Source organism: Rhizobium aethiopicum (genome assembly GCF_014197535.1).
GTDB lineage: Bacteria > Pseudomonadota > Alphaproteobacteria > Rhizobiales > Rhizobiaceae > Rhizobium > Rhizobium aethiopicum_A.
Genome location: NZ_JACIFV010000038.1, coordinates 22,763 through 40,660, shown reverse-complemented (window position 1 = coordinate 40,660; position 17,898 = coordinate 22,763). Strand labels below are relative to the sequence as shown.

Here is a 17,898-nt window from a genome sequence, read left to right as displayed (position 1 = left end):
TCGCGAAGGTCTGCGGAATAGGGTCGCGTCATCCATGCCGGCCATCCTTTCCCGGCATGCATAGGGAATCACATTTCCGCTGATTTGCGAATCCCCGATTCCGGAAAATTGCAGCACGCTCTAAACGAAAAATGGCGGCTGAAGCCGCCATTTCTCATTCCTCGACAAACCAAATTAAGCCGCTGCGCTCACCGTCTGCCGCGTGCTGAACTGCAGCCGGTCCGAACCGTTCGTCACCTTGACGGTCGATCCGTCCGGTACCTGGCCCGACAGGATCTGCTCGGCCAACGGGTCCTGCACGAACTTCTGGATCACCCGCTTCAGCGGCCTTGCGCCGTAGATCGGATCATAACCCTTGTTCGCAAGCCAATGGCGAGCTTCCTCGTCGAGATCGATAACGATCTTGCTTTCGGACAGCAGAGCCACCAGCCGCTTCAGCTGGATATCGACGATCGCACCCATCTCCTCGCGTTTCAGGCGGTGGAAGAGGATGATCTCATCGATGCGGTTCAGGAATTCCGGCCGGAAATGCCCGCGCACGACATCCATCACCTGCTCGCGAACCGTATCGCTATCGTCGCCGTCCCTGAGCTGCGTCAGATATTCGGCCCCTAGGTTCGAGGTCATGATGATCATCGTATTGCGGAAGTCGACCGTCCGGCCCTGACCGTCCGTCAGCCGTCCGTCGTCCAGCACCTGCAGCAGGATGTTGAAGACGTCGGGATGCGCCTTCTCGATCTCGTCGAACAGCACGACCTGATACGGTCGGCGGCGCACGGCTTCCGTCAGCGCTCCGCCTTCGTCATAGCCGACATAGCCGGGAGGCGCGCCGATCAGCCGGGCGACCGAGTGTTTCTCCATGTATTCCGACATGTCCATGCGCACCATCGCCGTTTCGTCGTCGAAGAGGAAGCGGGCGAGCGCCTTGGTAAGTTCGGTCTTGCCGACGCCGGTCGGGCCGAGGAAGATGAACGAGCCGATCGGCCGGTTCGGATCTTGCAGGCCGGCGCGGGCGCGGCGAACGGCGCGCGATACGGCCTGAACCGCATCGCCCTGGCCGATCACCGATTTCGCCAGCTCGTCTTCCATCCGAAGCAACTTGTCGCGTTCGCCTTCCAGCATCTTATCGACCGGGATGCCGGTCCAGCGGGAAACGACATGGGCGATATTGTCGGGGCTGACCACCTCCTGCACCATCGCGCCGCGCTCGCCATCCTGCTTCTCGGCTTCGACCAGCTGCTTTTCGAGATCCGGAATGACGCCGTAAGTCAGCTCGCCGGCGCGCTGGAATTCACCCTTGCGCTGGGCAATTGCCAGTTCGTTGCGGGCGTCATCGAGCTGCTTCTTGAGATCGGCGGCAAGGCCGAGCTTCTGCTTTTCCGCCTGCCAGCGAGCCGTCAGCGCATCGGCCTCCTCTTCAAGCGCGGTGAGTTCGGTCTCCAGCCGCTTCAGCCGGTCGGCGGAAGCAACGTCTGTTTCCTTCTTCAGCGCCTCGCGCTCGATCTTCATCTGAATGATCCGGCGGTCGAGTTCATCGAGCTCTTCCGGCTTGGAATCCACCTGCATGCGCAGTCGCGCCGCCGCCTCATCCATCAGATCGATGGCCTTATCCGGCAGGAAGCGATCCGTGATATAGCGGTTGGACAGCGTCGCGGCGGCGACCAGCGCCGCATCGGCGATGCGAACCTTGTGATGCTGCTCGTATTTTTCCTTGAGTCCGCGCAGGATCGAGATCGTATCTTCGACCGTCGGTTCGTCGACGACGACAGGCTGGAAGCGGCGGGCAAGCGCCGGATCCTTCTCGACATGTTTACGGTATTCGTCGAGCGTGGTTGCGCCGACGCAATGCAGCTCGCCGCGGGCAAGCGCAGGCTTTAGAAGGTTGGAGGCATCCATCGCCCCATCGGCCTTGCCGGCGCCGACCAGCGTGTGCATTTCGTCGATGAACAGGATGATCTCGCCGTTTTCCGCCTGGACTTCATTGAGGACCGCTTTCAGCCGCTCTTCGAATTCGCCGCGATATTTCGCGCCGGCAATCAGCGCACCCATGTCGAGTGCCATCAGCTTCTTGTCCTTGAGCGATTCCGGCACGTCGCCGTTAACGATGCGCAGAGCCAGCCCTTCGACGATCGCCGTCTTGCCGACGCCCGGCTCGCCGATCAGCACTGGATTGTTCTTGGTGCGGCGCGACAGGACCTGGATGGTGCGGCGGATCTCATCGTCACGGCCGATCACCGGATCGAGCTTGCCCTCGCGGGCTTCGCCAGTGAGGTCGCGGGCGAATTTCTTGAGTGAATCAAAGCCCTGCTCGGCACTGGCGGAATCCGCGGTCCGGCCCTTGCGGATATCGTTGATGACCTGGTTGATACCTTGGGCTGTCACGCCTGCATTCTTCAGCGTCGAATAGGTCGAAGCCGAGGATTCGATCGCCAGCGCCTGCAGCAGACGTTCGACCGTGACAAAACTGTCGCCGGCTTTCTTAGCCACCTCTTCGGCGGTCGAAAGCACCTTGGCGAGCGGCTGCGCCAGGTAGATGTTGCCGTTGCCGCCTGATATCTTCGGCAACTTGGCAAGAGCCGCGTCATTGGCAAGGCGAGCAGCCTTGGCATCGCCGCCGGCACGCTCGATCAGTGAGGCCGCCATGCCCTGATCGTCGTCGAGCAGAACTTTGAGCACATGTTCGGGTGAAAATTGCTGATGCCCCTGCGCCAGCGCATAGGTCTGGGCCGACTGGATGAAGCCGCGCACCCGCTCGGAATATTTCTCGATGTTCATATTCTACCTCCATTGATCGCCCTGCCCTTACGAGGCGCAGACCGATGATTGAGATCGACCCCCTAAAAAGGCAGGCCGCGCTTGGCCCGTCTGGGATTTGGGCGAAGCAGTCGAGGAGAATATGGTACGCTGTTTGGGGAGTTTAAAGAGCCTATAAGACGAAAATCCCCGGCACGAGGCCGGGGATTTTCAAGGAAATTCGAACAGATGGCATGAGCACCTGGCTTTCCCCGAAAGGAGCGGCCAGATCCCTTATTCCGATGCGGCATCCGCCAGAACCGGCGCCTCGGCGGAAGCACCCTCGCCTTCGCCTTCGGAGGCTGCATCGCCGTCTGCGCCGCGACGCGGGCGACGGGGACGATTGCCGGGGCTACGACGACGGGGCTGGCGTTCGCGTGACTGGCCGGCAGAGCCTTCCTCGTCCATGGCGACCTCGGCGGGAATGCCTTCGATCTCCGGCTGCGGGCCGGTTCCGTCGATGATTTCGGGCTGGGGTGCCGGGGCAGGCGTCGTAACGGGTGCCGGCGCTGGCTTTGACTGTGCCTGCGGCTGATGCTGCCTGCTCTGCGGCGGCTGGACGACGACGACATCGTCGCCATCATTGTCGCTGGTATCGATGTCGTCGCTGTCGCGATCCGCCGCGTCGCGGTCATTGTAGTCGCTGCGATCGTCGCGCTGGAACCGCTCCTGCATCTGCGCCTGAGCGCTGGCGATGATGCGATTGTAATGTTCGGCGTGCTGAAGATAATTCTCGGCTATCACGCGGTCGCCGGAGCTCTGGGCATCACGGGCAAGCTGCGCATATTTCTCGGCGATATGCTGTGCAGTACCGCGAATCTTCACATCGGGGCCGGAGCTGTCATAGCTCCGGGTCAGCGGGTTACCGCCCTTGCGGTTGAAATTGTTGTTATTGTTATTTCCGCCGCCGCCATTGTTATTGTTGTTACCACGCCCTCGACCGCGCTTATTTTGCTGTCCTGGCCTCATAGATCGTTCACCTGAATTCTCTGTTTGTGATGGATACATGGCACGAACCGCCATGACCGGAAAACCGGATCAGGACCTTTGTGCCGCGAGCATACTGCGCCTTTGCGCCGACCTGCCGCTTGGTTCTCAAGTCAGTTTGACTGATTCACGCGTTGGGTCGTGTTCAACCGTTGAAACTCTCGTTTAAAAGAGCGGACCCCCGAGGCAAACCAAGTACCGAACGAATCTCGTTCATTCCTATCTGCCCAACACGTGTCCGCAACCTATATTGCTTCCCTGGGAAATCCAAGCCTTTTCTTCGCAATAGCAATAATGTCCCGCCCGATGCCGCAGTTATCGCCTTTTACGCAAGCGCGAAAACGAGCGCCCTGTCGTTCTGACCATAATCTTTCACGGATTTGAGGCACTTGAAGCCTTTCGCTTCGAAGATCGCCGTCACATCGTTTCGCTGATCGGAGCCGATTTCCAGTCCGAGAACCCCGTCGGGCCTCATGAACCTTGCCGCATCCTTGGCTATGGCTTTGTAAGCGTCAAGCCCATCCGGGCCGCCATCCAGCGCTGCAACCGGATCAAATTTCGTCACTTCGGGAGCGAGATCGTGAATGACATTGGAGGCAATATAGGGCGGATTTGAGACAATCGCGTGAAAGGAGCCCTGGATGTTCTCGAACCATTTCGACTGCACGGTCTGAAAACGATCCTGCAACCCGTTTCTTTCTGCATTTGACTTCGCCGTCCTAAGTGCATCAGCCGATATGTCGCTGCCGATACCTGACGCCTCGGGACACTCGCTCAAGAGCGCGAGGCATATCGCCCCACTCCCGGTTCCGATATCAAGAATATGGAGATGGCGTTGCGCCTTTGCAAGGTCCTTCAGATAAGGAAGCACCGTATCGACCAGGATTTCCGTATCCGGACGCGGCTCCAAAGTTTCTGCCGACAAGCCAAGCGGCAGGCCGTAGAATTCCCGTTCGCCCAGAATACGATGCACCGGCTCATGGCCGAGACGCCGCTCCAAGGCCCTCGAAATCGTCTCCGCCTGATCGGAAGAGAGCCTCTCGGCCGACCGCGTCAAAAGCTCCGTCGAGGACAGTTTCAAAAGGCCTGCGACAAGCAGCCGCGCATCGGTCACCGGATCGACAATGCCTGCCTCCGTGAAACGACGGCGCGCTTCGGCAAGCATATCGGCGACCGTAGCGCTCATTGCTGTTCGCCGAGTTGCGCCAGCTGGCTTGCCTGATAATCGGCCATCAATGCGTCGACGACCTCTTCGATCTCGCCTTCCATCATCCGGTCGAGCTTGTAAAGCGTCAGATTGATGCGATGGTCCGTTATGCGACCCTGGGGGAAATTATAGGTACGGATGCGTTCCGAACGATCGCCGGAGCCGACCTGGCTCTTGCGATCGGCCGAGCGCTCGCTATCGGCCCGCTGCCGCTCGGCGTCGTAAAGCCTGGAGCGCAAGACCTGCATCGCCTTGGCGCGGTTCTGATGCTGTGATTTTTCCGAGCTGGTGACGACGATGCCGGTCGGCAGATGGGTGATGCGCACCGCCGAGTCGGTCGTATTGACGTGCTGACCGCCGGCGCCCGACGACCGCATCGTATCGATGCGAATATCTTCGGGCCGGATGTCGATGTCGATCTCCTCGGCTTCCGGCAGCACCGCCACCGTCGCGGCCGAAGTATGGATGCGCCCGCCTGCTTCGGTCTCCGGCACGCGCTGCACACGGTGCACGCCGGATTCGAACTTCAACTTGGCGAAGACGCCCCGTCCTGTGATCGTCGCGATGATTTCCTTGTAGCCGCCGGCTTCACCCTCGCTTGCCGAGAGCACCTCTACCTTCCAGCCCTTTTCCGACGCGAAACGCTCGTACATCCGGAAAAGATCGCCGGCAAAAAGGGCAGCTTCCGAGCCGCCGGTGCCGGCGCGGATTTCCAGGATCGCGCTCTTTTCGTCGGCTGCGTCCTTCGGCAAAAGCAGGATCTGCATTTCCTGCTCCAGCGCCTCGATCCGCGCTTTCACTTCGGGCAGTTCGAGTTCGGCAAGATCGCGCATCTCGCGATCGACCGATTTGTCCTCGAGCAGCGTTTCGAGATCGGCAAGCTCGGCGACAGCCTTCTCATAGGCGCGGATCTTCGCCACGACAGGCTGCAGCTCGGAATATTCGGACGCGAGCTTCACATAGACATCGGCGGCCGGGCCGGCCGACATGCGCGCTTCGATCTCGCCGAAACGGCGTTCCAGCTCGCGCATCTTTTCAACGGGAAGCTTCGCCACCCTTCACTCCGATTCTTCTTATATTTCTCTAAAGGGGAATATTGTGGCTCTCGGCGAAGCGGGCAAGCACCTCGCGCATCGGCACCGTGCTGCGATGATCGTCCAGCACTTCGTCCATCACCTTCGCCAGCGCCTCGACATCAAGCCCAAGCAGCATCGCCTTTACCGGACCGATCGAGGCCGGCGACATCGAGATCGACCGAAAGCCGATGCCGAGCAGCGCCATTGCCGAAAGCGGCTTGCCGGCAAGCTCGCCGCAAAGCGTCACTGGCGTCGTGTTCCGATCCGCCCCGCGCACGATATCACGGAGGATCCGCAAAAACGGCTTGCCGAGGGGGTCGAAGCGATCGGACACCCGCGCATTGCCGCGATCGACCGCCATAGAAAACTGGAAAAGGTCGTTGGAGCCGACCGAGACGAAATCGACCGCCTCCATCAGTTCGTCAAGCTGCCAGAGCAGCGCGGGCACCTCCAGCATCGCTCCGAATTGCAGCTTGCGCGGCAGTCCATGCCCGAAGCGCGACAGATGCTGCACTTCCTTCTGCAGGAGTTCGCGCACCATCTTCAGCTCGGAAACCTCGGTCACCATCGGCACCATCAGCTTCAGCTCGGTGCCGGCGGACGCCTTCAGCATGGCGCGCAGCTGGGTGCGCAACAACCCCGGACGGTCGAGCGACAGCCGGATCGCGCGCCAGCCGAGTGCGGGATTTTCCTCCTCATGGCCTCGGAAATAAGGCACCACCTTGTCGCCGCCGATATCGAGCGTGCGGAAGGTGACGACGCGGCCTGCCGCCTGTTTGATCACATTGCGGTAGAACTGCTCCTGCTCTTCCGCCTTCGGCATGGTCGAGGCAATCATGAACTGCAGCTCGGTGCGGAAGAGACCGATGCCCTCCGCACCCGATTCCGAGAGCTGCGGCAGGTCGACCAGCAGGCCGGCATTCATCATCAGCGAGATCCGCTGGCCGTCCTTGGTGACCGGCTCGATCGCGCGCAACGCCCGGAACTGCTCCTGCCGCCTCGCGCGGAAGCGCACTTTTTCCTCGTAGGAGCGCCGATGATCGGCCATCGGCCGCAGATGCACATGCCCTTCGTCGGCGTCGATGATCACGGCATCGCCATTCTCGGCGAGCGCCACAACACCCGCCGCCTGGCCGATGACGGGAATGCCCATGGCGCGGGCGACGATCACCACATGGCTTGTCACCGCCCCTTCTTCCAGCACCAGTCCGCGCACATTGGCGCGGGGATAATCGAGCAGCTCGGCCGCTCCCATGGCCCGCGCCAGGATAATCGCGTCATTGGGAAAACCTTCGGCGGTCGTGCGCCCGGTATAACCCGTCAACTGCCTGAGCAATCGGTTCGCCAGATCCTCGAAATCATGCATGCGTTCGCGCAGATAAGGGTCAGTCAAGCGCATCATCCGCGCCTTGGTGTCGCTCTGCACCTTTTCGACCGCCGCTTCGGCCGTCAGGCCGTTGCGGATCGCCTCCTCGAGCTTGCGCACCCAGCCCTGGTCATGCGCAAACATACGATAGGTTTCGAGCACCTCGCGATGCTCGCCCTCCATCGACACGTCACGGCGCGACAGCATGTCGTCAATCGAGATCCTCAGTGACCCCATGGCCTCCGCCAGCCGCCGGATCTCCTTCTCCGTATCCTCGTTCAGCAGGTTGGTGACGACGATGCGCGGCTCGTGCAAGACGACATAGCCGAGGCCGATGCCGTCATTATAGGTGTCGCCGTCGATCGTCACCGATCGCGTCAGATCGAGCTCGAGGCCGGGCTTGGTGATCTTCTTGAGCTCGCCGGTGGCGATCATCTCGGCAAGCACCATCGCCGTCGTTTCGAGCGCTTCCACTTCCTCGTCGCGATAGTTGCGGCTCGCCTTGTTCTGCACGACGAGAACGCCAAGCGAGCGCCCGGTCCTGAGGATCGGCACACCGAGGAAGGAATGGTAGATTTCTTCGCCCGTCTCCGGCAGGTAACGGAAGGCCGGATGCGACTGCGCGTCGGAAAGGTTCAGCGGCTGCGCCGAGGCCGCAATCGTGCCGACCAGGCCCTGTCCCATCTTCAGCTGCGCCAGGTGCACCGCCTCTCGGTTGAGGCCTTCGGTCGCATAGAGTTCGAGCACACCGTCGGCGCGCAGCACGTAGACGGAGCAGACTTCCGCCACCATGTTGCTGGCAATCTGGCGGACGATCCGGTCAAGACGATCCTGCGGCTCCAGCGGCTCTGCCATCAACTCGCGCAGCCGCCTGAGCAGCACGCGCGGACCGCCGGAAAGGTCTCTCATGGCGTCTCAAGCTCCCGAAACAACGCACTCAGTCCCGGCAGGCCGGCCCTCGTCTACTCAACCTGAAGGGGCAGGCCGCCCACTGGGAATCAATTCTTATCCAGACCGTAGCAGGAATGCAAAGTCCTGACAGCGAGTTCTGCATAGGGACCGTCGATCAGGATGGAAATCTTGATCTCGGAGGTGGTGATCGCCTTGATGTTGATGCCTTTTTCGGCAAGTGCACGAAACGCGGTGGCAGCAACACCCGCATGGCTGCGCATGCCGATTCCGATGACCGAGACTTTCACCAGCCCCGATTCGTTCTGCACGACATCGTAACCGATCTTCTCCTTATGGTCGCCGAGCACCTTGATCGCCTTCTCGACGTCGCCTGACGGCACGGTGAAGGTCATGTCGGTCTTCGATCCGTCCTCGGAGATATTCTGGACGATCATGTCGACATTGATATGGGATTCGGCAAGCGGCCCGAAGATCGCGGCGGAGACGCCCGGCCGGTCAGCAAGACGGCGAAGCGAGATCTGAGCCTCATCCTTGGCATAGGCGATGCCGGTGACTACTTCCTGTTCCACGATTTCATCCTCGTCACAAATCAGCGTTCCGGGCGGGTTCAACAGATCGCCCATGCCCGGAGCATCGGGATCTTCGAAAGACGATCGCACAAAGGTACGCACCTTGTGCACCATGGCAAGCTCGACCGAGCGCACCTGCAGCACCTTGGCGCCGAGCGAGGCCATTTCGAGCATTTCCTCGAAGGCGATCTTCTTCAGCCTGCGCGCCTGCGGCACGATACGCGGATCGGTCGTATAGACCCCGTCCACATCGGTATAGATATCGCAGCGATCCGCTTTGACAGCCGCGGCAATGGCGACGGCCGACGTGTCCGACCCGCCGCGTCCCAGAGTGGCGAGGCGGTTGTCAGGCCCCAATCCCTGGAAACCGGCGATAACGGCGACCTGTCCCTCGCCCATCCGCTTGATGATGTCGGAGCCATCGATTTCCAGAATCCGGGCCGCGCCATGCGCGTTATCGGTGCGGATCGGGATCTGCCAACCCTGCCAGGAGCGGGCATTGATATCCATCGCCTGCAATGCGATCGCAAGCAGCCCAGACGTCACCTGCTCGCCGGAAGCGACCACCGCGTCATATTCGCGCGCATCGTAAAAGGGAGAATTGGCGCCGATCACCTTCGGCATGCCTTGCACCCAGCCGACCAGCTCATTGGTCTTGCCGGACATGGCCGAGACCACCACCGCGACCTCGTGGCCGGCATCGACTTCGCGTTTCACGTGGCGGGCAACGTTCTTGATGCGGTCCAGGTCAGCGACGGACGTGCCGCCGAATTTCATTACGATGCGTGCCATATGCCTCTACCACGACTGGCGCCGGACAGCGGAAACCCGACCCGGCATCACGAAAGCTCTGGGGCGAACCGCTTGGCGAAAGAGCCGGGCTTCCATTTCTGGAACCGCTCTAAAGCCCAGGCCCCTGAAGGCCCCAAGTTGCGGCGTCTCTTAGCGAGTTTGGCGGGGGGAGGCAAGCGTACACGATAAAAGCAATTACCGGCCATTTGCACGTTCGCCCCTCCCTTATGCGCCGCCCCTTGACTTATGCCCCCGATCGTCCGACTTCACATGACATGAACGATGGAGAACACCATGACGGAAACCGCCAGAAGCACGATCGACCAGGGCGAAGTGGACCGCTTCTCGGCGATGGCGGCGGAATGGTGGAGCCCGACCGGCAAGTTCAAGCCACTGCACAAGTTCAATCCCGTCCGCCTCGCCTACATAAGAGACAAGGCCTGCGAGAATTTCGGCCGTGATCCGAAAAACGCCCGGCCGCTCGAAGGTCTCCGCGTGCTCGATATCGGCTGCGGCGGCGGCCTCCTGTCTGAGCCAGTCGCGCGCATGGGCGCCTCCGTCGTCGGCGCTGATCCCTCCGAGAAGAATATCGGCATTGCTTCGACCCACGCCAAGGCGTCCGGCGTCCCGGTGGACTATCGCGCCGTCACTGCCGAGGAGCTTGCAGATGCCGGCGAGACCTTCGATATCGTCTTGAACATGGAAGTGGTCGAACACGTCGCCGACGTCGAACTCTTCATGACGACCTGCGCGAAAATGGTCCGCCCCGGCGGCCTGATCTTCGTCGCCACTATCAACCGCACAATGAAGGCGGCGGCCCTTGCCATCTTCGCCGCCGAGAACATCTTGCGCTGGCTGCCGCGCGGGACGCATCAATATGAAAAGCTGGTGCGCCCCGAAGAATTGGAAAAGCCGCTCGCGGCAAGCGGTCTCGAGATCACCGACCGCACCGGCGTCTTCTTCAATCCGCTGTCCAACCAGTGGAACCTGTCCAAAGATATGGACGTGAACTACATGCTGCTGGCAAAACGCGAGGCTTAGGCAGGTCTTCGCATCCGGAAAACTGTGATAAAGTGAATCCGTTCATCCGAAGGAGAAACTCGATGGGCGAAGCCGCAAAAATTACTGTTACCCTGGAACCTCGTCTCGAAGAATATGTGCGCGACGAAGTTGCCCGCGGCGCCTTCAAGTCGAGCAGCGACTATATCGAAAGCGTACTGCGCGAGCGCTACAATGACGATCGACGCGTTCCCGAATTGGAAGAAGAACTGCAAAAGGGCATCGAGGATGGAAGCCGGCCGGAGCGTATCCCTTGATGCGGCGTTCGGCGGTGTCTACGCCGAACTCGGCTTGGACAAGCTCCGTAGCCGATGAAGGTGGCCTTCTCCCAGGCCGCCCGTACCGATCTCCTCGCAATCGGCCGCTATATTCTTGAACAAAATCCAACACGCGCTTTGCCGTTCATGGACGAACTACGCTCTGCATGTGTGGAGATTGCGGACATGCCGCATGCCTACATCGCATCTCAGTTCACGTCTTCCGGCAGCACAGGAATAGCGGCGATCTCGATGCCCTCTTCGACGAGCGCCTGCGCCTCGTCGACCGTCGCCTGGCCGATGATGCCGCGGGCATCCGCCTCGCCATAGTGGATCTTGCGGGCTTCCTCAGGGAACTTCGCGCCGACATCCTCGGAATTGGCTTTGACGGCCGCGACCGCCTCTTTCAGCTTTTCCAGGGCCTCCCGGCGCATGGCGTCCATCGCCAGCGTCTGCCGCTCGTCCTTCTTGCGCGCGGTCGACACCGAAGGCGCCATCAGGAGCTTGGAGATGGCGGCGGAATGGCAGACCGGGCAGGTCAGGAACCCGCTCGCGACCTGACGGTCGAAATCGGCGCTTTCTGAAAACCAGCCTTCGAATTCATGGGCATTGTCACAGGTAAGGGAATAGCGGATCAAGCGGCGACGCCTCCTGCGACTGCCCCCGCGATCTTCTCGACCGAGAACTCGCGGCCGTTCCTCAGGTTCGGGATCTTGTCATGGGCGGCCTTGACCGCGCCTGGATCGATTTCGGCGACGATGACCGCCTCGCCCGTTGCGCCCGCCGAGGCCAGCACCGTGCCCCAGGGATCGATGATCATCGAATGGCCGAAGGTCTCGCGCCCATCCTCGTGCCGGCCGGCCTGCGCCGCGGCAACGACGAAAACGCCATTCTCGATCGCGCGCGCTCTCAGCAGGATTTCCCAATGGGCCTCACCGGTCTGCTTGATGAAAGCGGAAGGAACCGTCATCACTTCGGCGCCGGCAACGGCCTGCGCGCGGAAAAGCGCCGGGAAGCGGACGTCGTAGCAGATGGCAAAACCCATTTCTGCAAAGGGCAGCGACAGGACGCGGGCTTCCGAACCGGCCGTATAGGACGCGCTTTCGCGCCAACTCTCACCATTGTCGAGATCAACGTCGAACATATGGATCTTGTCGTAGCGATTGAGGATCCGCCCGTCGGGACCGAAGAGGAAGCCGCGATTGGCGATCTTGCCATCGGCGAGCGCGATCGCCGTGGAACCGACATGCATGTGGATGCGGAGTTCCCTGGCAAGCTCGGAACCCGTCTTGACGATGATATCGCGCGCCTCATCGGTAAGCACGGCGCGTGCCGCCGCGCGGTCACGCTGCAGCATGCCCGTCATTTCAGGCGTCTGCACATAGGTGGCGCCTTGGGCCACCGCCTCGCGCACCAGCCGCGCCATGGCGGCGGCGTTCTTTGCCGGATCGACCCCGGAGCACATCTGAACGGCGGCAGCCTTGAAGCTCATCGGGTCTTCCTTCAGGCCGTCAGCATCGGATCGAGCTTGCCGGCGCGATCGAGCGCGAAGAGGTCGTCACAACCGCCGACATGTTCGGCGCCGATGAAGATCTGCGGGAAGGTCGCGCGCCCATTCGCCTTGCCGATCATCTCCTGGCGAAGATCCGGCGAATAGGTCGCGTCGTGCTCGACATAGTCGACGCCTTTTTGTTCGAGAAGGGACTTGGCGCGGCTGCAATAACCGCAGAACTGCCGTGTATAGATGGTGACGGGTACCATGATATCTCCAGACGGATGCCGGGTATTTTCTGTCATATAGGCTCGGAAAGGGCCCTTGCAAAGGTCAAAACCGTTATCTCGGCGGCACCCGCCTTCCGCAGCGTCCGGCTGGCGGCGGCGACTGTCGCGCCTGTTGTGTAGACATCGTCGACAAGCACAATACGCTTGCCGAAAACGTCGTTCTCGCAGCCTTTGGCAATCGCGAAAGCACCTCTGACATTGTCCTCGCGCGCCTTGGCGCCGAGGCCGACCTGCTGACTGGTGCGCTTGACGCGGATGAGCGTTGCAGCAAGCAGCGGTTTGCCCGATAGGTTCGCCATATGGCGGGCAAGTTCGGCAGCCTGGTTGAACTTGCGGGACAGCATGCGGGTGCGGTGCAACGGCACCGGGATCAGCGCATCGCAGTTTTCCACCGCGCCGTCGGAGGCACGCAGCATCCAGCCGGCCATCATCGGCGCCAGATCGGTGCGATCGCGATATTTCAACCCGTGAACGAGATCTCGGACGGCATGGTCGTGCGTCGCCGCCGACCGCAACCGATCGAAAGGCGGCGGATTGGCGATCGCCTCAGCGCTGAGGATGCCGGCGCCGAGATCATGCGAGAAGGGAATACCGAGCACTTCGCAATAGGGCCGCTCGATGAATCGGATGCCGGACCAGCATTTCGCGCACAGTCCGCGATGGCCGCCGGTCGAAATGCCGCAGACGGAACAGGCGGGCGGATAGAGAAAATCGGCAAGCGCCGAAAACGGGCGCAGGAGATGCGCCCGGAGCAAATCTGCCGGCCATTCGGAGTGGATCCGTTTCATGAGGTCCAGACTAGCCTGTTCTCTTCGAAAGGAAAATCGCCTTGCCGCTGCAGCCAGCCGGGACTATGGACATCCGCATGGAAACGATCTTCGACAGAGCCCTGATCGCCGCAAATCGCCATCGCGCGCTTGTCAACAGCGACCTGAAAGCTGCCTTCCTGCTCGACATCGCGGCCGAGGAAATGGCCGAGAGGCTTGATGTCGTCGAGCGGCGCTTCGAAACCGCCGTTGAATTGCATGGCACGACCGGTGCAGCCGCCCGCGCGGCAATGGCGACGGGCAAGGTCGGCACGATGATCCGCGTCGAGAGCGAGAAGGCCTATGCGGCCCCGGGTGAAACTTTTGTCGAGGCGCCGCTCGAGGACGTGCCGCTTGCGCCGCAATCGGCCAATCTCATCCTCGCGCCGCTCAGCCTTCATCTGACCGACGACACGCCCGGCGTTTTCATCCAGATTCGCCGTTCCCTGAAGCCGGACGGGCTGTTCCTGGCAGCCATTCCCGGCGCCGGCACGCTGCAGGAACTGCGCGACGTGCTTTTGGCCGCCGAGGTCGAGATGACGGGCGGTGCAAGCCCGCGTGTCATCCCTTTCGCCGATGTGCGCGATATCGGCGGTCTGATGCAGCGCGCCGGCTTCACCCTTCCGGTGATCGACGCTGAGAACTATACGGTGCGGTATGACTCGCTCTTTCCGCTGATGCGCGATCTCAGGGCGATGGGTATGAGCAATCCGCTTGCGGCCCGCAGTCGCATGCCGCTGACGCGCGCCTTCTTCCTGCGCGCCGCAGAGATCTACGCCGAACGCTATTCCGATCCCGACGGACGCATTCGCGCGACATTTTCGATCATCTATGTCTCCGGATGGGCTCCGCACGAGAGCCAGCAGAAGCCGCTCCAGCCGGGCTCGGCCAAAGCACGCCTTGCCGACGCGCTGAAAGTGGACGAACACAAGCTCAGGCAGTGATCGTCCGCAGCTTCGTCAATTGATGGTGATATTGTTGGTAACCACGTTGAAGACGTTCTGCAGGCTGCCCGTGAAGATGCCGAGACCGGAGACAAGCGCTGTGCAAATGATGGCGGCGATCAGGCCGTATTCGACCGCCGTCGCGCCGGTGTCATCTGCAAGAAATGCTTTCCAAAGACGCATTACCCCAACCTTCTGCGTGAACCGCCTGCAACGATCAATTCCACAGCCACCGGGCGATGGCCGCCATTCCAATCATCCGGCTTCAGCAACCGGCACCGCCGCCGTAGCCTTGGACGACGCAGACTGAGCCGGGCGTGTCCTGAAGGACGCTACGACGAATGGTATAGTGCTTGCCGCTTTCGTTCTTCGGAATCGATCCGGTCGTGATCGTATCGAAATCGACCGGTGCGCTCGCAAAGACGCTTTTCTTCGAGGAATCCGCAAGCATGGGCGTCAGAATCAACGTCAACGCGACCACCGCCGTGCCGAACAGAAGGGCGATATTGAGCGCACCCGTCCTGCGCGAGGCAGACGAAGCCCGTTCCTTTTCCCGGACAGCTTTCCAGAAATCATCGTCCATGACGTCAAGCCTTTTAATACACGCACGCCAGATGCTTGATTGAGGCCGATCTTTGGCAGAAGGTGTTAAACGATCCATTAATATCCACAGCCGAAAACGCTGCGGCACAATAAAAATCAGCCAATGCTAATACATGTCGGCCGGAAGTCTGCAGCGGTTCCGGGATAACGACTTCCTGTCGAATAACAATCTAAAGCGCATCGCACCAATCAAGTTCAACGGGACTCGCTTTAAAGTAAATCCTGCAGCATCGGGATAAGCGGCTCGTCGGCGGGCGGCATGGGGTAGTCGCGCAGCGCCTGCGCCCGCACCCATTTCAAAGCCTGCCCCTCAAGGCCTTGGGCAATCCCTTCATAACGCCGGCAGATATAGAGCGGCATCAACAAGTGGAACGTCTCGTAGGAATGGCTGGCAAAGGTGAGCGGCGCCAGGCAGGCGATCTTGGTCTTGACACCAAGCTCTTCCTCGAGCTCGCGCACCAGCGTCTCCTCCGGAGTCTCGCCGGGCTCGACTTTCCCTCCGGGAAACTCCCAAAGCCCGGCCAGCGACTTTCCCTCCGGACGCTGTGCCAATAGGATACGCCCATCGGCATCGATCAGCGCACAGGCGGCGACCAGCAATAGTTTTCGGCCAGCCTCGCTCATCGCGGACCTCGCTGCCAATAGCAATAATGATAGGCGTCGCGAAAACCGAGGCGCTCGTAGAGCGCGATGGCCGGGCGATTGGAAAGCCTGACCTGCAGCCAGGCCGAGCGGGCGCTGCGCATGCGCGCCCAGCGCAGCGCCGAGGTCAGGATTTCGGTGCCGAGCCCCTCGCGCCGCCGCGTTTCGCAGACTGAAAGCGACATGATGCCGGCAAGATCGTTGTCCTGGACGCAGAGCACGGTCGCGAGCGGTCCCTCCACGGCATTCTCGATCATGAACAGACCCGACGGTGGCTTGATCGCCGAAATGATTTCGGCAAGCGCCGGCTTCAGGCTCAGCGGCGCCTTGTCGACCGCCAGGTTGGCATCGACGAAACGGCCGACATCGTGGGTCGGCAGATGATCGAGAGTGTCCGGCAGCTCAGCCTCGGTGAGATCGCAGGTCATCACCATGGTCTCGTCGAACCGTGTCCAGTTCCGGGCGCTGAGAAGCTCGATCAGCACCGGCGAGGCGAGCGGCGTCTGACGGACCACGGCGGCGCGGCCATAGGCCTCGAACTTCCGGCTCGCCTTTTCCAGACGGATCTCGACATCGCGATGGTCCGAGGGGTCGAGCGGTACGATGGAATTCAGCCGGTTGGACGGGTGGCCCGCCGTCAGCCGCACCTGCCAGCTGCCGTCATATTGCACGGATGCCGCCGGCCAGGCGCGAAAGCCGACGGCCTCCAGCCTGCGGACCAACGGCAGATTCTTTGAAGATATGGATGCCTGCACCAATGGACGATCAGCTCCGATAGTCGCCATTGATTGCAACATATTCCTTGGTGAGGTCGCAGGTCCAGACGGTCGCCGACCCACTGCCGAGGCCGATATCGACTTTGACGGGGATATCCTGCGCTTTCATGACGTTTGACGCGGCTGCCTCGGAATAATCCGGGTCACGTTCGCCGTTGACGGCGACCCTGATGTCCCCGAACCAGATGGCGAGCCGGTCGCGGTCGGCCATCTCGCCGGATTTGCCGACCGCCATGACGATACGGCCCCAATTGGCGTCTTCGCCGGCGGCAGCCGTCTTGACCAGCGGCGAATTGGCGATCGACAGCGCAATGCGCTTGGCGGCGGCATCGCTCTCGGCGCCCGTCACAGTGATTTCGAGCATCTTGGTGGCGCCTTCGCCGTCGCGCACAACCTGCAGCGACAGGTCCTTCAGCACTTCGTTGAGCGCGGCGCGGAAGGCGGCGAGGCGCGGATCGTCGGCGCGTTCGATGCGGGCCTGGCCGTCCTCGGCCGCAGCTCCCGTCGCAAACAGCATCAGCGTGTCGGAGGTGGACGTGTCGCTGTCGACGGTCATGGAATTGAAGGTCGGCCCGACGCCGTCGGACAGAAGCGCCTGCAGCGCTTCGGACGCAATGTCGGCATCGGTGACGACGAAGGAGAGCATCGTCGCCATGTCGGGCGCAATCATGCCGGCGCCTTTGGCAATGCCGTTGATCGTCACGGCCACACCGCCGATCTCGGCGCTGCGGGTCGAAACCTTTGGGTAGGTATCGGTCGTCATGATCGCCTTGGCGGCTTCGAACCAAAAATCGCCGGTCGCCTCGGCCTGCATCCTGTCAAGGACGCCTGAGAATTTGGTGGCGTCGAGCGGCTCGCCGATGACGCCGGTCGATGCCAGATAGATCTCGTTTTCGCCGCAGCCGACGGCCGCCGCAGCCGACTTCGCCGTCAGCGCGGTCGCCTGGCGGCCCTTCATGCCGGTAAAGGCATTGGCGTTGCCGGAATTGACGACGACGGCGCGCGCAGTGCCGTGCGGCAGGTTCGCGCGGCAGAAATCGACTGGCGCGGAGGGGCATTTGGAACGGGTGAAGACGCCTGCGACCGATGCCGGCTTATCGAAGACCATCATCAGCACGTCGGTGCGGTTCTTGTACTTGATGCCGGCCGAGGCCGTCGCCATGCGCACGCCGCGCAGCGAAGGCATCGGAACGAAGGATTTCGGGGCGAGCGGCGAAACGGAACCGGACATGATGAAACCTGCCAATGAGCATTTCCCGGCGACTGAAAGAACCGGCTCGCCGTCCGGAAATGCGACAACAACGATAAGGAAGGGCCCGGAAGAACC

The 17,898-nt window shown here is 61.4% G+C and carries 18 protein-coding genes and 1 pseudogene; 4 read left to right on the top strand and 15 right to left on the bottom strand.

Features of this window, described 5'->3' with window-relative positions; all coding sequences use genetic code 11:
* Positions 1 to 174: 174 nt before the first annotated feature.
* The 6 genes from clpB to GGD53_RS29330 all read right to left on the bottom strand — a co-directional run bounded on the left by clpB (position 175) and on the right by GGD53_RS29330 (position 9,702).
* Positions 175 to 2,775, bottom strand: a complete 2,601-nt coding sequence (clpB, locus tag GGD53_RS29355; RefSeq protein WP_184460202.1) for an ATP-dependent chaperone ClpB — start codon at positions 2,773 to 2,775, stop codon at positions 175 to 177.
* A gap of 252 nt (positions 2,776 to 3,027) precedes the next feature.
* Positions 3,028 to 3,762 carry a DUF4167 domain-containing protein gene (locus GGD53_RS29350; protein WP_184460200.1) on the bottom strand — a complete coding sequence of 245 codons (735 nt, stop codon included), beginning with the start codon at positions 3,760 to 3,762 and terminating at the stop codon, positions 3,028 to 3,030.
* A gap of 343 nt (positions 3,763 to 4,105) precedes the next feature.
* A complete protein-coding gene (gene prmC / locus GGD53_RS29345; RefSeq protein WP_184460198.1) occupies positions 4,106 to 4,966 on the bottom strand; it encodes a peptide chain release factor N(5)-glutamine methyltransferase in 861 nt (286 codons plus the stop codon).
* Positions 4,963 to 6,042 carry a peptide chain release factor 1 gene (gene prfA, locus GGD53_RS29340; protein ID WP_184460196.1) on the bottom strand — a complete coding sequence of 360 codons (1,080 nt, stop codon included), beginning with the start codon at positions 6,040 to 6,042 and terminating at the stop codon, positions 4,963 to 4,965. The genes prmC and prfA overlap by 4 nt, the downstream gene beginning before the upstream one ends.
* Before the next feature lie 28 nt (positions 6,043 to 6,070).
* Complete coding sequence (ptsP, locus tag GGD53_RS29335) at positions 6,071 to 8,338, bottom strand: phosphoenolpyruvate--protein phosphotransferase (RefSeq protein ID WP_184460194.1); 2,268 nt, start codon at positions 8,336 to 8,338, stop codon at positions 6,071 to 6,073.
* 89 nt (positions 8,339 to 8,427) lie between these two features.
* A complete protein-coding gene (locus GGD53_RS29330) occupies positions 8,428 to 9,702 on the bottom strand; it encodes an aspartate kinase (RefSeq protein ID WP_064686444.1) in 1,275 nt (424 codons plus the stop codon).
* Between the two features lie 294 nt (positions 9,703 to 9,996).
* Here GGD53_RS29330 and ubiG point away from each other — a divergent pair, with 294 nt between their 5' ends.
* The 3 genes and pseudogenes from ubiG to GGD53_RS32210 all read left to right on the top strand — a co-directional run.
* Positions 9,997 to 10,743: a bifunctional 2-polyprenyl-6-hydroxyphenol methylase/3-demethylubiquinol 3-O-methyltransferase UbiG gene (gene ubiG / locus GGD53_RS29325; protein ID WP_184460192.1), complete on the top strand. Its 747-nt coding sequence runs from the start codon at positions 9,997 to 9,999 to the stop codon at positions 10,741 to 10,743.
* Between the two features lie 62 nt (positions 10,744 to 10,805).
* Positions 10,806 to 11,018: a ribbon-helix-helix domain-containing protein gene (locus GGD53_RS29320; RefSeq protein WP_246717913.1), complete on the top strand. Its 213-nt coding sequence runs from the start codon at positions 10,806 to 10,808 to the stop codon at positions 11,016 to 11,018.
* A gap of 54 nt (positions 11,019 to 11,072) precedes the next feature.
* Positions 11,073 to 11,207, top strand: a pseudogene (locus GGD53_RS32210) (type II toxin-antitoxin system RelE/ParE family toxin); the annotation flags it as partial.
* A gap of 20 nt (positions 11,208 to 11,227) precedes the next feature.
* On the opposite strand, the gene GGD53_RS29315 reads toward GGD53_RS32210, so the two are convergent.
* From GGD53_RS29315 to GGD53_RS29300, 4 genes are read right to left on the bottom strand one after another with little or no spacing between them, the layout of a single operon-like run.
* Positions 11,228 to 11,656 carry a DUF1178 family protein gene (locus GGD53_RS29315; protein WP_184460190.1) on the bottom strand — a complete coding sequence of 143 codons (429 nt, stop codon included), beginning with the start codon at positions 11,654 to 11,656 and terminating at the stop codon, positions 11,228 to 11,230.
* Positions 11,653 to 12,510 carry a carbon-nitrogen hydrolase family protein gene (locus GGD53_RS29310; RefSeq protein ID WP_184460188.1) on the bottom strand — a complete coding sequence of 286 codons (858 nt, stop codon included), beginning with the start codon at positions 12,508 to 12,510 and terminating at the stop codon, positions 11,653 to 11,655. Before GGD53_RS29310 ends, GGD53_RS29315 begins: the two co-directional genes overlap by 4 nt.
* An 11-nt stretch (positions 12,511 to 12,521) precedes the next feature.
* Positions 12,522 to 12,779 (bottom strand): glutaredoxin 3, encoded by a 258-nt coding sequence (gene grxC, locus GGD53_RS29305; RefSeq protein ID WP_184460186.1) that lies wholly within the window; start codon positions 12,777 to 12,779, stop codon positions 12,522 to 12,524.
* A 32-nt stretch (positions 12,780 to 12,811) separates the two neighbouring features.
* The gene (locus GGD53_RS29300; RefSeq protein WP_184460185.1) at positions 12,812 to 13,588 is read right to left on the bottom strand and encodes a ComF family protein; all 777 of its coding nucleotides are present in this window, start codon (positions 13,586 to 13,588) and stop codon (positions 12,812 to 12,814) included.
* A gap of 77 nt (positions 13,589 to 13,665) precedes the next feature.
* Here GGD53_RS29300 and GGD53_RS29295 point away from each other — a divergent pair, with 77 nt between their 5' ends.
* Positions 13,666 to 14,550, top strand: a complete 885-nt coding sequence (locus GGD53_RS29295) for a methyltransferase domain-containing protein (protein WP_184460209.1) — start codon at positions 13,666 to 13,668, stop codon at positions 14,548 to 14,550.
* A gap of 15 nt (positions 14,551 to 14,565) precedes the next feature.
* Here the strand turns inward: GGD53_RS29295 and GGD53_RS29290 are convergent, their stop codons facing one another.
* From GGD53_RS29290 to argJ, 5 genes are all read right to left on the bottom strand, one after another.
* Positions 14,566 to 14,733 carry a Flp family type IVb pilin gene (locus tag GGD53_RS29290; protein WP_184460184.1) on the bottom strand — a complete coding sequence of 56 codons (168 nt, stop codon included), beginning with the start codon at positions 14,731 to 14,733 and terminating at the stop codon, positions 14,566 to 14,568.
* A gap of 82 nt (positions 14,734 to 14,815) precedes the next feature.
* On the bottom strand, positions 14,816 to 15,133 hold the full coding sequence (locus GGD53_RS29285; RefSeq protein ID WP_184460207.1) for a hypothetical protein: 318 nt from the start codon (positions 15,131 to 15,133) through the stop codon (positions 14,816 to 14,818).
* 230 nt (positions 15,134 to 15,363) lie between these two features.
* Entirely contained in the window at positions 15,364 to 15,777 is a 414-nt protein-coding gene (gene mutT, locus GGD53_RS29280) for an 8-oxo-dGTP diphosphatase MutT (protein WP_184460182.1), read from the bottom strand.
* Entirely contained in the window at positions 15,774 to 16,580 is an 807-nt protein-coding gene (locus GGD53_RS29275; protein WP_184460180.1) for a GNAT family N-acetyltransferase, read from the bottom strand. Before GGD53_RS29275 ends, mutT begins: the two co-directional genes overlap by 4 nt.
* Entirely contained in the window at positions 16,561 to 17,802 is a 1,242-nt protein-coding gene (gene argJ, locus GGD53_RS29270; protein ID WP_184460206.1) for a bifunctional glutamate N-acetyltransferase/amino-acid acetyltransferase ArgJ, read from the bottom strand. Before argJ ends, GGD53_RS29275 begins: the two co-directional genes overlap by 20 nt.
* Positions 17,803 to 17,898 lie beyond the last annotated feature (96 nt).

What these genes read in the sequence shown, in the direction of transcription:
- clpB (WP_184460202.1), bottom strand. Translation starts at nt 2,775, where the DNA reads ATGAACATCGAGAAATATTCCGAGCGGGTGCGCGGCTTCATCCAGTCG.
- GGD53_RS29330 (WP_064686444.1), bottom strand. Translation starts at nt 9,702, where the DNA reads ATGGCACGCATCGTAATGAAATTCGGCGGCACGTCCGTCGCTGACCTG.
- argJ (WP_184460206.1), bottom strand. Translation starts at nt 17,802, where the DNA reads ATGTCCGGTTCCGTTTCGCCGCTCGCCCCGAAATCCTTCGTTCCGATG.
- ptsP (WP_184460194.1), bottom strand. Translation starts at nt 8,338, where the DNA reads ATGAGAGACCTTTCCGGCGGTCCGCGCGTGCTGCTCAGGCGGCTGCGC.
- GGD53_RS29320 (WP_246717913.1), top strand. Translation starts at nt 10,806, where the DNA reads ATGGGCGAAGCCGCAAAAATTACTGTTACCCTGGAACCTCGTCTCGAA.
- prmC (WP_184460198.1), bottom strand. Translation starts at nt 4,966, where the DNA reads ATGAGCGCTACGGTCGCCGATATGCTTGCCGAAGCGCGCCGTCGTTTC.
- grxC (WP_184460186.1), bottom strand. Translation starts at nt 12,779, where the DNA reads ATGGTACCCGTCACCATCTATACACGGCAGTTCTGCGGTTATTGCAGC.
- mutT (WP_184460182.1), bottom strand. Translation starts at nt 15,777, where the DNA reads ATGAGCGAGGCTGGCCGAAAACTATTGCTGGTCGCCGCCTGTGCGCTG.
- GGD53_RS29275 (WP_184460180.1), bottom strand. Translation starts at nt 16,580, where the DNA reads ATGGCGACTATCGGAGCTGATCGTCCATTGGTGCAGGCATCCATATCT.
- GGD53_RS29310 (WP_184460188.1), bottom strand. Translation starts at nt 12,510, where the DNA reads ATGAGCTTCAAGGCTGCCGCCGTTCAGATGTGCTCCGGGGTCGATCCG.
- GGD53_RS29295 (WP_184460209.1), top strand. Translation starts at nt 13,666, where the DNA reads ATGGAAACGATCTTCGACAGAGCCCTGATCGCCGCAAATCGCCATCGC.
- GGD53_RS29350 (WP_184460200.1), bottom strand. Translation starts at nt 3,762, where the DNA reads ATGAGGCCAGGACAGCAAAATAAGCGCGGTCGAGGGCGTGGTAACAAC.
- GGD53_RS29290 (WP_184460184.1), bottom strand. Translation starts at nt 14,733, where the DNA reads ATGCGTCTTTGGAAAGCATTTCTTGCAGATGACACCGGCGCGACGGCG.
- ubiG (WP_184460192.1), top strand. Translation starts at nt 9,997, where the DNA reads ATGACGGAAACCGCCAGAAGCACGATCGACCAGGGCGAAGTGGACCGC.
- GGD53_RS29285 (WP_184460207.1), bottom strand. Translation starts at nt 15,133, where the DNA reads ATGGACGATGATTTCTGGAAAGCTGTCCGGGAAAAGGAACGGGCTTCG.
- GGD53_RS29300 (WP_184460185.1), bottom strand. Translation starts at nt 13,588, where the DNA reads ATGAAACGGATCCACTCCGAATGGCCGGCAGATTTGCTCCGGGCGCAT.